This is a genomic window from Shewanella woodyi ATCC 51908 (assembly GCF_000019525.1).
In the GTDB taxonomy this organism is placed as follows: domain Bacteria; phylum Pseudomonadota; class Gammaproteobacteria; order Enterobacterales; family Shewanellaceae; genus Shewanella; species Shewanella woodyi.
In genome coordinates this window covers 1783903-1801690 of record NC_010506.1, presented here as the reverse complement: position 1 = coordinate 1801690, position 17788 = coordinate 1783903, and the positions used below count along the sequence as shown (strand labels likewise).

Below are 17788 nucleotides of genomic sequence, written 5' to 3'. Positions count from 1 at the left end.
ACACGTGTAAGCTCAAACTGGTCGGAAGAGGAATTATTAAGTCCCAGGTGATTGTGTTGTCACTTAAGGTCAGGTAGTCTGCTCAACCATTAGCCAAAAAATACTGATAAATTACGATAAAATGGATATTCTGCAGATATTATCTAGTCATAAAGTCGTAGTAAGTCCCAGTAGATTGTTCATGGATACCCGCTAAACCGATGGCAGAGCAAGATAGTGTGAACAAAAATCCGGAGCAGATAAATTCGGATAAGCGTACGCAGTGCGCAACAGAGACTAGGCACCGAAATGCCACCACTACACCAGAGATGCGTCGATTTATCCAAGGATCGGATCTTACAGTGTCCCAGCTCGCTAAAGTGCTCAACATTAGCGAAGCGACTGTGCGCAAGTGGCGAAAGCGTGATTCAGTAGCCGATACATCCAATACTCCCCATCATCTCAATACCACCCTCACACCACTGCAAGAGTATGTTGTGGTCGGATTGAGATACCAGTTAAAGATCCCTCTAGATAGATTATTGGTGGTCACCCAAAAGTTTATTAACCCCAATGTCTCTAGATCTGGTTTAGCACGCTGCCTCAAACGCTATGGTGTTTCCCGTATCAATGGCATTGAAAGTCCCCATGTACCGCAACGTTACTTTAATCAACTGCCGATCACTCAAGGCAGTGATATCGAAACCTATACACTACACTACGAAACACTCGCCGAGACCTTAGCGCTACCTAACACTGATAGCGACAATGTTGTACAGGTGGTCTCTCTGACCATCCCACCTCAGCTGAGTGACGAAGAATCCTATTCAATCCTGCTCGGTGTCGATCCTGACAGTGACTGGATATATCTAGATATCTACAAAGATGGCAATACTCAAGCCACAAACCGATATATCGCCAATGTATTAAAGCATGGGCCGTTTCATCTGCGTAAGTTGCTCGTTCGCAACTACCACACTTTTTTACAACGCTTTCCTGGCGCCAAGCTTAGTCATGGCACTGTCACAGAAAACGTTGAGACTAACAACAAGACGCCTGAATCTCAGGCACCCAGTGGAGACTCATAATGAGCCAGACCTCTAAACCCTCAAAGCCATTAGCTGATAAAAAATCAGCAAAAGCATCCTCGACAAATACAGCTGAAATGAATCAAGATCCCCAAGCTGATAAGCGTCTTAATAAACGCCTTAAAGATATGCCTATCGCCATCGTCGGCATGGCCAGTATCTTTGCTAACTCCCGCTACCTAAACAAGTTCTGGGATCTTATCAGCGAAAAAATCGATGCGATCACTGAGCTGCCCTCCACTCACTGGCAGCCTGAAGAGTATTATGATGCGAATAAGAGCACCCCAGATAAGAGTTACTGTAAGCGTGGTGGTTTCCTTCCAGATGTTGACTTCAATCCAATGGAGTTTGGCCTGCCGCCAAATATCCTTGAGCTAACCGATTCATCACAGCTGCTATCACTGATCGTGGCAAAAGAGGTCTTGGCCGATGCGAATCTGCCAGAGGGCTATGACAGAGACAAGATAGGCATCACACTGGGTGTGGGTGGTGGTCAGAAGATCAGCCACAGCCTAACCGCGCGCCTGCAGTACCCTGTACTAAAGAAAGTCTTTGCTAACAGCGGCATTAGCGACGAAGACAGCGCGATGCTTATCAAAAAGTTCCAAGATCAATATGTACACTGGGAGGAGAACTCATTCCCAGGTTCACTGGGTAACGTTATTTCGGGTCGTATCGCCAACCGCTTCGATTTAGGTGGTATGAACTGCGTGGTCGATGCAGCCTGTGCAGGCTCTCTTGCTGCGATGCGCATGGCGTTAACCGAGCTGACCGAAGGTCGCTCAGAGATGATGATCACAGGTGGTGTGTGTACCGATAACTCACCGTCCATGTACATGAGTTTCTCAAAGACACCAGCCTTTACCACTAATGAAACTATTCAGCCATTTGATATCGACTCAAAAGGCATGATGATTGGTGAAGGGATCGGCATGATTGCCCTTAAGCGTCTTGAAGATGCCGAGCGCGATGGCGATCGTATCTACTCAGTCATTAAAGGCATAGGCTCATCATCCGATGGTAAGTTTAAGTCCATCTACGCTCCACGTCCTGAAGGTCAAGCTAAAGCGCTCAACCGCGCCTATGATGATGCAGGTTTTGCGCCGCACACATTAGGCTTAATCGAAGCCCATGGTACAGGTACTGCCGCTGGTGATGCAGCCGAGTTTGCAGGCCTTTGTTCTGTATTTGCTAATGGCAACGACACTAAACAGCATATTGCCCTTGGCTCAGTTAAGTCTCAAATTGGTCACACTAAATCAACCGCTGGTACTGCGGGTTTGATTAAAGCCGCCCTTGCACTGCACCATAAGGTTCTGCCGGCAACCATCAATGTCAGTCAGCCTAGCCCTAAACTTGATATTGAAAACTCGCCATTTTATCTCAACACTGAAACACGCCCTTGGTTACCACGTGTTGACGGCACCCCCCGCCGCGCAGGTATCAGCTCCTTTGGTTTCGGTGGCACTAACTTCCACTTCGTGTTGGAAGAGTACAATAATGAACACAGTCGCCTAGATAGCGAAAAAGCTAAATACCGTCAGCGCCAAGTGGCTCAAAGCTTCTTAATCAGTGCATCCTCAAAAGATGCACTTATCGCTGAGTTAAATAAGTTAGCGACTGCAGCAACAACCGATGAGTTTATCATCGCCACTGCTGCACAAGATTACGGTCTACGTGAACTAGATGCCAACGCTCCGCGTATCGGTTTAGTTGCTAATACAGCCGAAGAGCTAGCAACACAGATCAAGCAAGCAATTGCTAAACTTGCTACAGATACTCTTGCCGCTCAAGAAGGCTTCCAGCTTCCAGGTGGCACTAGCTATCGTGCAAACGCTGTAACAGGTAAAGTCGCGGCACTATTTGCTGGTCAAGGTTCTCAATATCTTAATATGGGCCGAGATCTAGCTTGTTACTACCCTGAGATGCGTCAGCAATTTGTAGCCGCCGATAAAGTCTTCGCTGCTAACGATAAAACGCCGCTTTCACAGACACTTTACCCAAAGCCTGTCTTTAATAAAGATGACCTTAAAGCCCAAGAAGCCATTTTGACCAACACCGCTAATGCACAAAGTGCTATCGGTGCCATCTCAATGGGTCAGTACGAGCTGTTCACAGCCGCAGGCTTTAATGCCGATATGGTAGCGGGACACAGCTTTGGTGAACTAAGCGCACTTTGTGCATCTGGCGCTATCTCAACGGATGACTACTACAAGCTAGCCTTTGCCCGTGGTGATGCCATGGCAACCAAAGCTCCGGCTAAAAATGGCGTTGAGGCCGACGCTGGTGCCATGTTCGCCATCATTACCAAATCTGCTGCCGATCTAGAGTCAGTTGAAGCGACTATCGCTAAGTTCGATGGCGTAAAAGTGGCTAACTACAATGCGCCGACACAATCTGTCATTGCAGGCCCAACCTCATCAACTGGCGAAGCCGCTAAAGCCCTTAGTGAACTTGGTTATAAGGCGATCAACTTGCCAGTATCGGGTGCCTTCCATACTGAGCTTGTGGGTCATGCTCAAGCCCCTTTTGCTAAAGCTATCGACGGCGCAAAATTCAGCAAGCCGACTCGCGCACTATATTCAAACGCCACTGGTGAACTTTATGCCAATACAGGCGCTAAGATTAAGGCCTCGTTCAAGAAACATATGCTTCAATCGGTACGCTTTACCGCAGAGTTAGAAGCGATGTACAAAGACGGTGCACGTATCTTTGTTGAGTTTGGACCTAAGAACATATTGCAGAAGTTGGTACAAGGTACACTTGCTGACAGAATGAATGAGCTGTGTGCTATCTCTATCAACCCAAGCCCTAAAGGCGATAGCGATCTTCAACTTAAGCAAGCCGCCGTCCAGTTAGCCGTTGCTGGTATCAAACTCGATAATATCGATCCATACCAAGCTGATATTGCTGCGCCAGAGAAACGCTCTCCAATGAGCATCTCCCTTAATGCGGTTAACCATATCAGCAAATCAACCCGCGCTAAGATGGAAAAATCTCTCCACACTGGTGCAGTCACTAGCTCAACTATCGTTGAAGAGAAGGTTGTTGAAAAAGTAGTCGAAGTTGAAAAGATCGTTGAAGTGGAAAAAATTGTAGAAGTCCCAACAGTCGTTGAGAAAATTGTTGAAGTATCAACAGCTCAAGCAAACCCTGTGATAACCCATTCTGTTCAAGAGAGTCAAGTAGTGTCTCAAAACAAACCAGCCTTTAATACCGAGCCTTCAGCGGTTCTAAATGTTAGCAGCGATGCGCTTACTAGCTTCTTTGCAGCCCAGCAGCAAGCAGCAGAGCTTCATCAACAGTTCCTTGAGATCCCGCAGCAATATGGCGAGACCTTCACGACCTTGATGACAGAGCAGACGAAGCTTGCAGGTTCTGGAGTTGCCATTCCAGAGAGCCTACAACGCTCAATGGAGCAGTTCCACCAGCTTCAAGCTCAAACACTGCAAAGCCACACTCAATTTCTTGAGATGCAAGCTGGTAGCAATATCGCAGCGCTTAATTTACTCAATGGCACGCCAGCACCAGTTCAAGTCGCTCCTATTGCTCAACCAGCTGTCATCCAAGCAGCACCAAGCACCGTGGCTCCTATTGTTAGTGCACCAGTTCAAGCTGCTCCTGCGAAAGTGGCAACTCCAGCTCCAATGGCCGCACCTGTAGTTCAAGTAGCTCCAGCCATAACACCTGTGCAAGCAGTCACTGTTGCTCAAGCAGCAAAAGTAGAAAGCAGAGTTGAGCCTGTCGCTACATCTAATACAAGCGCCGCTGACTCTCCACCTTTAAAAGCCGCTGAAGGCTCACTCTCCGCACAAAAAGTCCAAGCGACCATGCTTGAAGTGGTTGCCGAAAAAACTGGTTATCCAACTGAGATGTTAGAGCTTGAGATGGATATGGAAGCCGACCTTGGTATCGACTCTATCAAGCGTGTTGAGATCTTAGGTACGGTTCAAGATGAACTACCAGATCTGCCAGAGCTAAGCCCTGAAGATCTAGCCGAGTGCCGTACACTGGGTGAAATCGTAAGCTACATGAATTCGAAACTACCATCTGTTGGTTCTCAAGCAACAGCAACAAGCACTACTGACTCTTCAACTTTAAAAGCCGCTGAGGGCTCACTCTCTACAGGTTTAAGTGCGGAAAAAGTACAAAGCACTATGATGTCTGTAGTTGCCGAGAAAACTGGCTACCCAACTGAGATGTTAGAGCTTGAGATGGATATGGAAGCCGACCTTGGTATCGATTCTATCAAGCGTGTTGAGATCTTGGGTACGGTTCAAGATGAGCTACCTGGCCTGCCCGAGCTAAGCCCTGAAGATCTAGCCGAGTGTCGTACACTGGGTGAGATCGTAAGCTACATGAATTCGAAACTACCATCTGTTGGTTCAGCAACAAGCACTACTGACTCTTCACCTTTAAAAGCCGCTGAGGGCTCACTCTCTACAGGTTTAAGTGCAGATCAAGTACAAGGCACTATGATGTCTGTTGTAGCCGAGAAAACTGGTTACCCAACTGAGATGCTAGAGCTTGAGATGGATATGGAAGCCGACCTGGGTATCGACTCTATCAAGCGTGTTGAGATCTTGGGTACAGTTCAAGATGAACTACCTGGTCTACCAGAGCTAAATCCAGAAGATCTTGCTGAGTGTCGTACACTGGGCGAAATCGTGACTTATATGAATAGCAAGTTGCCTTCTGTAGGGACTAATACAAGTGCCGCTGCAGCGCCAGCTACCAGCGGACTCTCTGCGGAAACAACCCTGAGCGCCGAGACAGTACAAAGCACTATGATGTCTGTTGTAGCCGAGAAAACTGGCTACCCTACTGAGATGCTAGAACTTAGCATGGATATGGAAGCAGACCTTGGTATCGACTCTATCAAGCGTGTTGAGATTTTAGGTACTGTTCAAGATGAGCTTCCAGACCTGCCTGAACTAAACCCAGAAGATCTTGCCGAGTGTCGTACTCTGGGTGAAATCGTGACTTATATGAATAGCAAGTTGCCTTCTGTAGGGGCTAATACAAGTGCCGCTGCAGCGCCAGCTACCAGCGGACTCTCTGCGGAAACAGCCCTGAGCGCGGCTCTTTCTGCAGAGAAGGTCCAAGCCACTATGATGTCAGTGGTTGCCGATAAGACTGGCTACCCAACTGAGATGCTAGAACTTAGCATGGATATGGAAGCAGACCTTGGTATCGACTCTATCAAGCGTGTTGAGATTTTAGGTACTGTTCAAGATGAGCTTCCAGGCTTGCCTGAACTAAACCCAGAAGATCTTGCTGAGTGTCGTACACTGGGCGAAATCGTAAGCTACATGAATTCGAAACTACCATCTGTTGGTTCTCAAGCAACAGCAACAAGCACTACTGACTCTTCACCTTTAAAAGCCGCTGAGGGCTCGCTCTCTACTGCGTTAAGTGCAGATCAAGTGCAAGGCACTATGATGTCTGTGGTTGCTGAGAAGACTGGCTACCCAACTGAGATGCTAGAACTTAGCATGGATATGGAAGCAGACCTAGGTATCGACTCAATCAAGCGTGTTGAAATTCTAGGTACTGTTCAAGATGAGCTTCCAGGCCTTCCTGAGCTAAATCCAGAAGATCTTGCTGAGTGTCGTACACTGGGCGAAATCGTAAGCTACATGAACAGCAAACTCTCTACAACAGACGCTGAAGGCTCACGATCTACAGTAGGTGCTGCTGTATCAGGTGCTGTAAAGTCAGTAGCAGAGACAATTACCTCTTCACTAGAACTGCCTCCTCACAGTGAGGTAGCGCTAAAAAAGCTTAAAGCGGCGGATCAAATCAACAACTGTTTCGCCGCAGACGCAACCGTAGTGATTAACGATGATGGTCACAACGCAGGCGTACTCGCAGAGAAACTAACTAAACAAGGCCTTAAGGTTGCCGTTGTGCGTTTACCTAAGGGTGCGGCACAATCACCACTTAACAGTGATGTTGCAAGCTTTCAAGCAACAAGCCTTGATGAAACAGGTATCAGCGCTATTATTGCTCAAATTGAGCAGCAACTAGGTCAAATTGGTGGGTTTATCCATCTACAACCTGAAGCTGATAGCAACAGCGTTAATAACGCAGTCAACCTTAGCGATGACAGCTACACTCATGTTAGCCAAGCCTTCCTTTGGGCTAAGTTGCTACAGCCAAAGTTAACAACATCAAGTGATAAGCGTCGTAGCTTTATCACGGTTAGTCGTATCGACGGTGGTTTTGGTTACTTAGACGCGAGAGCACTAGAAAATGCAGAGCTAAACCAAGCTGCACTTGCAGGTTTAACTAAGACACTGAGCCATGAGTGGCCAAGCGTCTTCTGCCGTGCACTCGACATTGCAACAAGCCTAGATGCAACCCATCTTGCCGATGCTATCACAGCTGAGTTATTCGATAGCGTTACAGGGCTTCCTGAAGTCGGTTTATCTATTGATAACAAGGGCAACGTGAGTCGCTGCACCTTAGTTGCGGGAGAGGCAAGTAACAAAACTGCCAAAGCAGAGCTTAACTCTATTGATAAAATCCTAGTGACGGGTGGTGCAAAAGGTGTGACCTTTGAATGTGCCCTAGCCCTTGCTAAGCGTACTCAGTCACACTTTATCCTAGCAGGTCGTAGTGAACTTCAAGCTATTCCAACTTGGGCAACGGGTAAGCAAATAAGCGAGCTAAAGCCCGCAGCGATTGCGCATATTATCTCTACAGGCAGCAAGCCAACCCCTAAACAGGTTGAAGCGTTAGTTTGGACTGTTAAGAGCTCTATTGAGATCAACACAGCCCTGAATGCTTTTGCAGAGGTTGGCGCAAGTGCTGAATATGTCAGCATGGATGTGACCGACACCGCCGCAATTACAAAAGCATTAAATGGACGCTCAAGCGAGATAACTGGCCTTATCCATGGTGCTGGCGTGCTTGCCGATAAGCATATTCAAGATAAAACAATCGAAGAGCTTGCTCGCGTATACGGCACTAAAGTTAACGGCCTTAAAGCCCTGCTTGCTGCACTTGATTCAAGCAAGGTGAAACTGCTGGCGATGTTCTCATCTGCTGCTGGTTTCTACGGCAACACAGGCCAGAGCGATTACGCTATGTCTAACGACATCCTCAACAAGGCAGCACTGCAGTTCACTGCACGTAACCCACAAGCTAAGGTAATGAGCTTTAACTGGGGCCCTTGGGATGGCGGCATGGTGACAGACGCACTTAAGAAGATGTTTACCGAACGTGGCGTGTACGTTATCCCACTAAAGGCAGGGGCGGAGCTATTTGCCACCCAACTGCTCAGTGAGACCGGCGCTCAGCTGCTTATCGGTACCTCTATGCAAGGTGGCGACGATGCTTCAAAGAAGGACGCTTCTGTAAAAAAGCTTAATGCGGGTGAGGTGTTTTATGCATCACACCCGCTAGCACCAGTCTCTCTAACTAGAGCATTAAACCCTAATGACATGGTCTTCATCCAAGACCACCGCATTAGCGGTAATCCAGTGCTCCCCACAGTATGTGCAATACAGTGGATGCGAGAAGCTGCAAGCAAGGTGCTTGGTGCTCAAGTCAAAGTACTCGACTATAAACTGCTTAAGGGGATCATCTTCGACAGCAGTAATGCTCAAGAGATAACCCTTGAGTTGACGCCTACTGACAACAACCAAATTGCTGCATTAATCAGCAGTCAAGGTCGTCCGCAGTACAAGGCCACACTTGCCGTATCTAATGAGACCTTTGCCACTAAGTCTATCGATTTAACTGGTGAAGCCATTACGGATAGCGCAGAGCTCTACAGCAATGGCACCCTATTCCATGGGCCACGTCTGCAGGGCATAAAGCAGGTCTTTAACTTTGATGATGCGGGGCTGCTGGCTAGTTGTCAGTTACCACAAGTCGATGACAGTGATTGCGGCCAGTTTGTTGCCACGCAGCATATCGGTGGTAGTCAGCCATTTGCAGAAGATCTACTGCTGCAGGCGATGCTGGTATGGGCAAGGATTAAATACGGTGCGGCAAGCTTACCTTCTACTATCGGCGAGTTTGTCTCAAATAAGCCGCTGGCATTTGGTGACAAAGCAGTGCTAACACTTGAAGTTGTCAAAACAAGTGCTCGTTCACTTGAGGCTAATGTCGCGCTATACCATGAAAATGGTGAGCTTAGCGCCATGATGAAAGGGGCGAAAGTCACCATCAGTAAAAACCTCAATAGTGCTTTTTTGAATGAAAACAGCACTGCGAACCGCATTAGTGGAGAAAAGTCTTAATGGACCAGCTGACAGCTAACGCGAGCGTCAGTGAGCAAGTTATCAAGAGTGAGATGCCCCTGCGCATCGCACTCTTGGTGCTGCCTGCCTCACTAGATTTAAGCAAGAGTGTAGATGCTGCATCTGAGCAGGCTGAACAACTTTGTGTGTTAATGCCTGAGCTATACAGCTCAAAATTGCTAGAGACAACAGAGCTTGTCTCTATCAAGGTCGATGATTTTGAAGCGAACTTAACAGCCACTATCGAATCGATAGAGCAAGGTAAGATAGTACAGATCTCAACGCCATCTAGCTCACTGTTGATGATGCATGCACTCAAGGCGGCGCAAAATCGAATTCACCCCCATGCGCAGCTTGCTGCGATGCAGATACAAGAGCACTTAGATCCATCAACCTCTATGGCTAAGGCCCTAAACCAAGCAAAGCGCAAACCTGACAGCGTCAGCAAGCGCTTTGATCTGCCAGAGCTTAATAGCACTGAGCAGTTTGATGCGGTATGTAAGCTCATCCAAGATCTTGCTTCTCGCACACACCATAGAGATCCACAGTCAATCGGTCCTAAACAGGCCAATAGCCACTACTGGTTTACCAGCCACCATCAAGCACGCGTGGTGGCCATTAACCTAACAAATAGCGTCAAGGGGCAAAGCGACAGTGCCCACAGCGATGATAATAGTGCCCACAGCCCAAGCGAATGCGTTAACAATCAGAGCTGCATCAGCTTCGTGCTCTCCCAAGGCACAGGCTTTACCGCACCAAAATCGATTATCAATACTAAGCGGTTACAACTTGTTGTCTCAGCAAATAGCCAAGTGGAACTCATTAATTCACTAGGCGCGCTGAGAACTCAGTTGCTAGCAGCCTCAACTCCTGAATCGCTACTTAATTTGATGCGTGATAACCTGCTTGCCTTCGAAGCAAGCACAAACTACGAACTGGTTATCGCACTACAAGCAACGTCAGTTGAAGCCATGCTTCAAGAGCTTGATGCCATGGCTGAGAAACTACCAAGTGTAATAAGTGAGAATGGTCAGTATCGTACGCCAGCAGGTAGCTACTTTACCGCTAAGCCTTTAGGGGCACCGGCTCAAAATGGCCTTGCCTTTGTCTACCCTGGAGTGAGGACGGTTTATAGCGATATGTTCAGTGAATTGCATGGATACTTCCCGTCACTCTACGCTCAACTTGAGCGTGAGGGAGACTTGAAGTCTATGTTCCAAGCCGACAGCATCTATCACTTAGACCCAAAAGTGGCACCAGCCATGGCCTTAGGTGATCTGGCTATTGCTGGTGTAGGTAGCAGCTACCTACTGACTCAACTGCTGGTTAAAGAGTTTACTATCACACCCAACTTTGCCTTAGGTTACTCCATGGGTGAGGCGTCGATGTGGGCCAGTCTTGGCGTGTGGAAAGAGCCACATACCTTGATTGAAAAAACCAAAACTGACCCGCTATTTACCAGCGCGATCTCAGGCAAACTAACAGCGGTTCGTAAGGCTTGGCAGCTTGATAATAACGATGCAGATATTGTCTGGAACAGCTTTGTTGTTCGATCGCCAGCAGCGCCCATTGAAGCGCTATTACCTGAGTTCCCCCACGCTTACCTCGCCATTATTCAGGGTGATACCTGTGTGATTGCTGGTTGTGAGACTCAGTGTCGAGAGCTGCTCGCTAAGTTGAAAAAACGAGGCATTGCTGCAAACCGCGTCACGGCAATGCACACAGCTCCAGCGATGGAGGAGCATGGCAATGTAGAGCAGTTCTACAATCAGCCTCTGCAAGATTCACTGCCTATTGATATCAAGTTTATCAGTGCAGCATCGGCTGATAGCACTGTATCTAATGCTCAAGGTAAAATAGACTCTCAGGTTGTCGCCCGCTCCATCGCCGATACCTTCTGCAATACCTTAGACTTTACAGCCCTTATTCATAGTGCACAAAAGCAAGGCGCTAAGCTGTTTGTCGAACTTGGCGCAGATAGACAAAACTGCACCCTTATCGACAAAATCGCTAAACAGGATCGTCAATGCGGGAGTGAGTCTACTGACTACCCTTGCAGCACGGTGCCAGTTAATGCCAAAGGCGGTGATGATATCACCACCCTACTTAAGGCATTAGGCCAACTCATCAGTCACCGAGTACCTCTTACTGTCGCGCCTTTGATCAATGGATTAAATCGTGAGATAGCCCTGTCACAACTACAGGCTACACACACGGTTCAGCTCAAGAGTAAACAGATGTCGAATCTAACTTTACAAGGAGAAGTCTAATGTCTTCTTCAAACTCAAACAGCACTAAACAGAGCAAGATTGCCATTGTCGGCCTTGCCACACTCTACCCGGATGCTAAGACACCAGGTGAGTTTTGGCAAAACCTGCTAGATAAACGAGACTCACGAACCACCTTAACCAATAAAAAGCTCGGGGCTAACAGCTGCGACTACCAAGGTGTTCAGGGACAATCTGACCGTTTTTATTGTGATAAAGGCGGCTACATCGAAAACTTCCACTTCGATGCAACAGGCTATCAACTTCCAAGTGAAAGCTTAACAGGGTTAGATGACAGCTTTCTTTGGGCGCTTGATACCAGCCGAAAAGCACTCCAGGATGCGGGCATTAACTTAGGTAGCGCTTCGTTAGCGCGCACAGGTATCATCATGGGAGCGCTGTCGTTTCCTACGACTCGCTCGAACGATCTGTTTCTGCCTATCTATCACAGCGCCGTTGAGAAGGCGTTGCAAGATAAGCTCGGAGCAAGTGCTTTTAAGCTAAACCCAACCAATGCCCACACGAGCCGAGCACAAGGTGAGGCCACCTTAGATAACGCTAACGGCGCCATCGCCCACAACGCTTCAAAAGTGGTGGCAGACGCGCTAGGTTTAGGCGGCGCACAGCTCAGTCTCGATGCAGCTTGTGCAAGCTCAGTCTACTCACTGAAACTTGCTTGTGACTACTTAAGTGCAGGCAAAGCCGATGTGATGCTAGCAGGCGCAGTCTCAGGGGCTGATCCCTTCTTTATTAACATGGGTTTCTCCATCTTTCACGCCTACCCAGATCACGGTATCTCTGTCCCCTTTGATGGTAACAGCAAAGGGCTATTTGCTGGCGAAGGTGCTGGCGTACTCGTGCTAAAGCGTTTAGATGATGCCGAGCGTGATGATGATAATATCTATGCGGTCGTGAGTGGTGTTGGCTTATCTAACGATGGTAAGGGGCAGTTTGTACTAAGCCCTAACCCTAAAGGGCAGGTTAAAGCGTTTGAGCGAGCCTATGCCGCCAGCGACATTGAGCCTAAAGATATCGAGGTCATTGAGTGTCACGCAACGGGGACTCCACTGGGTGATAAAATAGAGCTTACCTCAATGGAGACCTTCTTTGAAGGTAAGCTCGCTGGCAATCAGGCGCCGCTGATAGGCTCAGCTAAATCGAACTTAGGCCACCTGTTAACCGCTGCGGGCATGCCGGGGATCATGAAGATGATTTTCGCCATGAAAGAGGGTGCACTGCCGCCAAGTATCAATATTAGCGATGCGATATCCTCGCCTAATCATCTGTTTGGCTCATCAACCTTGCCAAATCAAGTACAACCTTGGCCAGCTAAAACAGGCAATGCTCAACGTCACGCTGGCGTTTCTGTATTTGGTTTCGGAGGCTGTAACGCTCACCTGTTATTAGAGAGCTATTTACCTCCAAAAGACGCAGCTGGCGCTCAAGCTACAGGCGCAGTCAAGCAGACTCAGCCAACCGTGACACCACAGCCGATGAAGATCACAGGTCTTGCATCTCACTTTGGTCCCCTAAACAGTATTAATCAGCTTAACAGTGCGATTACCTCAAACAGCAATGGCTTTATCACCTTGCCGAAAAAGCGCTGGAAAGGGCTAGAGCAACACTCAGAGCTATTAGCTGAATTTGGTTTAAGCGCGGCTCCCAAAGGAGCCTATGTCGACAGTTTTGAGCTTGATTTCCTACGCTTTAAACTGCCACCAAATGAAGATGACCGTCTCATCTCACAGCAGCTCATGCTGATGAAGGTCACCGATGAAGCGATACGAGATGCCAAACTAGAGCCGGGCCAGAAAGTGGCAGTGTTAGTTGCCATGGAAACCGAGCTTGAACTGCATCAATTCCGCGGCCGCGTTAACCTGCATACTCAACTTAAAGAGAGCCTAGCCGCTGTTGGCGTCACCTTGGATGAAGATGAGTATCAAGCATTAGAAGCTATCACCATGGATAGCGTGCTCGATGCGGCGAAGCTCAACCAGTACACCAGCTTTATCGGCAATATCATGGCTTCGCGAATCGCATCTTTGTGGGACTTCCATGGCCCGGCATTTACCATCTCAGCCGCAGAGCAATCGGTAAGTCGCTGTATCGATGTCGCGCAAAATATGATGGTAAGTGAAGCTTTAGATGCCGTTGTTATTGCAGCAGTGGACCTCTCTGGTAGCTTTGAGCAGGTGATACTGAAAAACAGTGTTGAACCTGTCTCTATCGACGCAACTGCGGCCCAACACTCTACCGCTCAAGAAAGTGGAAGCTGGAATGTTGGTGAAGGTGCAGGTGCAATCGTGCTTGTAGCTAATGATGCTAAACCAGAAAAATCATACGGCACTATCAATTCGCTAGCCTTTGGCAACGCCACACAAGCCAATCTGGTTACCGATAACTTGCTGACTCAAGCTGGCGCAGATATCAACACAGTCAAAGTCGTTGAAACCAGTATTGCACCAGGTAGTCATCGAAATACCCCTGTTACAGATCTGTTCCCTAACGCCATTATCACAAGTGCAGATGAGCGTGTGGGTCATAGCTTTGCCGCAGCAGGAATGGCGAGTCTACTTCATGGCCTGCTTAACCTCTCTACTCAGAATCAGTCCCAGAAGCAGCAAGCTGGTAGCCTTTTGGTCGCCAATAGCAGTGAAGCTCAAATATCGCAGCTGTTAATCAGCCAAACGGCAAGTGAAAACAGTGCCCTTACTAATCGATTAAGTCATGAACTTAAATCGGATGCTAAGCACCAGCTATTGAAGCAGGTCACTTTAGGGGGCCGAGATATCTATCAACATATCCTACAGGCTCCACTAGCAAGCTTAGCCTCGATACAAGATAAGTTAGCCATGAGCAGTACTTCATCTGTGGTGAAATACAAAAAGCCTTTGGTTACACGCACAGCATTACAGCAAGTTACTGAGCCTACGCAGGAAAAAGCCGCCTCAGTGAACCCTACTCCAGTATTAGGTAACCCTATGACGTCTCAAGCTAAAACAATAACAGCACAAGCGCCAAGCAAAACTCTCGATGTTTCTGCGGGTGACTTAAGCGCTTTTCAGCAAAACCAGCAGCTGACCCAACAAGCTCACCAAGCATTTTTAAAGAGTCGCTCAGCCGGCATGAAAGTGGCTGATGCGCTGTTAAAGCAGCAACTTGCTCAAGTCACTGGACAAGAGCAGGTAGCTAGCACAGCAATACCGGCACCAGTTTCATACGCCAATACACTCGCTAAAAAATCGCCTGTGGCTGCTCACTCTTTACCTCAAGAGAGTGAACTCAAACCTGATCACGCTAACGTGCCGCCATACACTGCGCCGACGCCTGAGCTTAAGCCCTGTATCTGGAATTATGCCGATCTCGTTGAATACGCTGAAGGTGATATCGCCAATGTATTTGGCTCAGATTACGCCATCATCGACAGCTACTCACGCCGGGTACGTCTACCGACCACAGATTACCTACTGGTGTCTCGCGTCACTAAGTTAGATGCGACCATGAACGAATTTAAAAAATGCTCAATGACCACTGAGTATGACATCCCTCTGGATGCTCCTTACTTGGTTGATGGCCAGATCCCGTGGGCTGTTGCGGTTGAATCGGGTCAGTGTGACTTGATGCTCATCAGCTATCTAGGTATCGATTTTGAGAACAAGGGCGAGCGCGTTTACCGCCTATTAGATTGTACCCTCACCTTCCTAGGCGATCTGCCACGTGGCGGCGATACACTGCGTTATGATATTAAGATCAACAACTACGCCCGCAACGGCGACACCTTGCTGTTCTTCTTCTCATATGAGTGTTTTGTTGGCGATACCATGATCCTTAAGATGGATGGTGGCTGTGCTGGCTTCTTCACCGATGAGGAGCTTGCCGACGGTAAAGGTGTTATCCGCACCGAAGATGAGATTAAAGCCCGCAGCTTAGCGGTGAAGAAGACCTTTAACCCGATTTTAGATTGCCCTAAAACTAGCTTTAGCTATGGTGACATCCATAAACTGCTAACGGCTGATATCGAAGGCTGTTTCGGTGCAAGTCATGCAGGCCCAGCCCAACCATCACTGTGTTTCGCATCAGAAAAGTTCCTGATGATTGAGCAGGTCAGCAAGGTTGAGCGTAATGGCGGCACATGGGGACTTGGACTAATCGAAGGTCATAAGCAGTTAGAACCAGATCACTGGTACTTCCCATGTCATTTCCAGGGCGACCAAGTGATGGCTGGCTCATTAATGGCTGAAGGCTGTGGCCAGTTGTTGCAGTTCTTTATGTTGCATTTAGGCATGCACACTCAAACCAAAAATGGACGCTTCCAGCCACTTGAAAATGCATCACAGCAGGTCCGTTGTCGCGGACAGGTACTGCCGCAATCAGGCACGCTAACCTACCGTATGGAAGTGACGGAAATAGGCTTTAGCCCACGTCCATACGCTAAGGCAAATATCGATATCATCCTAAATGGCAAGCCAGTAGTGGACTTCCAAAACTTAGGTGTGATGATAAAAGAGGAAGATGAGTGTACTCGCTATCCGCTAGCGTCTCTTAATAAAGAGTCGGCTCACGCAGCGAGCTCTTCTCCTAAAGCTTACCAGCCAGCATCAGCGAACGCGCCATTAATGGCCCAAATTCCAGATCTGACTAAAGCGCCAAACAAGGGCGTGATCCCGATTTCACACGTTGAAGCGCCAATCACACCGGATTACCCGAACCGTGTACCCGATACCGTGCCATTTACGCCGTATCACATGTTTGAGTTTGCTACAGGTAACATCGAAAACTGTTTCGGACCTGAGTTCTCAATCTACCGCGGCATGATCCCACCACGTACTCCCTGTGGCGATCTGCAGGTCACCACACGCGTTATCGAAGTCAACGGCAAGCGCGGCGACTTTAAGAAGCCATCTTCATGTATCGCTGAATATGAAGTGCCAACCGATGCCTGGTACTTTGATAAAAATAGTCACCATGCTGTGATGCCCTACTCTATTTTGATGGAGATATCCCTGCAACCAAACGGTTTCATCTCAGGTTACATGGGGACCACACTTGGCTTCCCAGGTCTTGAGCTGTTCTTCCGTAATTTAGACGGTAGCGGTGAGCTACTACGCGAAGTCGATCTGCGTGGTAAAACTATCAAGAATGACTCACGTCTACTGTCAACCGTTATGGCTGGCACCAACATTATCCAAAGCTTTAGCTTCGAGCTAAGCACAGATGGTGAGCCATTCTATCGAGGCACTGCAGTATTTGGTTACTTCAAAGGTGATGCGCTTAAAGATCAACTTGGCCTTGATAACGGTAAAGTGACACAACCTTGGCACGTCGCTAAAGGAATTGCAGCAGACACTAAAGTTAACCTACTCGATAAGAGTGGTCGTCATTTCACAGCCCCAGCGGGTAAACCACACTACCGTCTTGCAGGTGGTCAACTGAACTTTATCGACTCGGTTGAGATTGTCGATAATGGCGGCACTGAAGGATTAGGCTACCTGTACGCTGAGCGCACTATCGACCCTAGTGACTGGTTCTTCCAGTTCCACTTCCACCAAGATCCGGTAATGCCAGGCTCTTTAGGTGTTGAAGCAATTATCGAAACCATGCAAGCTTACGCCATCAGTAAAGACTTGGGCGCTGGATTTAACAATCCAAAGTTTGGTCAAATATTATCGAACATCAAGTGGAAGTATCGCGGTCAGATCAACCCACTGAATAAGCAGATGTCGATGGATGTCAGCATCACCTCGGTCAAAGATGAAAATGGCAAGAAGGTGATCACAGGTAATGCGAGTCTAAGTAAAGATGGGCTGCGTATTTACGAAGTTTTTGATATCGCAATCTCCATCGAAGAAGCTCTTTAATGGCTGATTAACTTGCTATTGTCGCCACGCTTCGTTGTCGAAGGTGCTCACCTATAGTCATAGGCTGCGCGCCTTCTCCTAGAATCAAGACGAACTAGCAGCGCTCTCAACCATTAAAAGTTTTACTGATATACAAAATTAAGAAAAGAGTGAGTAGCAATTAACGCTACTCACTGAACTAAAAATAACAAAAAAGTTTGAGACTTAAAACCTCTAACTTAAATATCCCCTAAACCATAGGCGTTACAGTGAAGCCGTCAAGTTTGGAGAGACCTGAGTGTATGCTTTATACATGATGGTAACGACAAGCGCCGACAATAAAACTGTAGCGTCTAGGGTGACGG

At 47.9% G+C, this 17788-nt stretch carries 4 protein-coding genes; all 4 read left to right on the top strand.

The window, feature by feature from the left end; translation table 11 throughout:
- The first annotated feature begins 200 nt into the window (after positions 1-200).
- From SWOO_RS07260 to pfaC, 4 genes are read left to right on the top strand one after another with little or no spacing between them, the layout of a single operon-like run.
- Entirely contained in the window at positions 201-1067 is an 867-nt protein-coding gene (locus tag SWOO_RS07260; protein WP_012324062.1) for a transcriptional regulator, read from the top strand.
- Positions 1067-9319, top strand: a complete 8253-nt coding sequence (locus SWOO_RS07255; RefSeq protein ID WP_012324061.1) for a type I polyketide synthase — start codon at positions 1067-1069, stop codon at positions 9317-9319. The genes SWOO_RS07260 and SWOO_RS07255 overlap by 1 nt, the downstream gene beginning before the upstream one ends.
- The gene (locus SWOO_RS07250; RefSeq protein WP_012324060.1) at positions 9319-11589 is read left to right on the top strand and encodes a PfaB family protein; all 2271 of its coding nucleotides are present in this window, start codon (positions 9319-9321) and stop codon (positions 11587-11589) included. The genes SWOO_RS07255 and SWOO_RS07250 overlap by 1 nt, the downstream gene beginning before the upstream one ends.
- On the top strand, positions 11589-17444 hold the full coding sequence (pfaC, locus tag SWOO_RS07245; protein WP_012324059.1) for an eicosapentaenoate synthase subunit PfaC: 5856 nt from the start codon (positions 11589-11591) through the stop codon (positions 17442-17444). The genes SWOO_RS07250 and pfaC overlap by 1 nt, the downstream gene beginning before the upstream one ends.
- Positions 17445-17788: the final 344 nt, after the last annotated feature.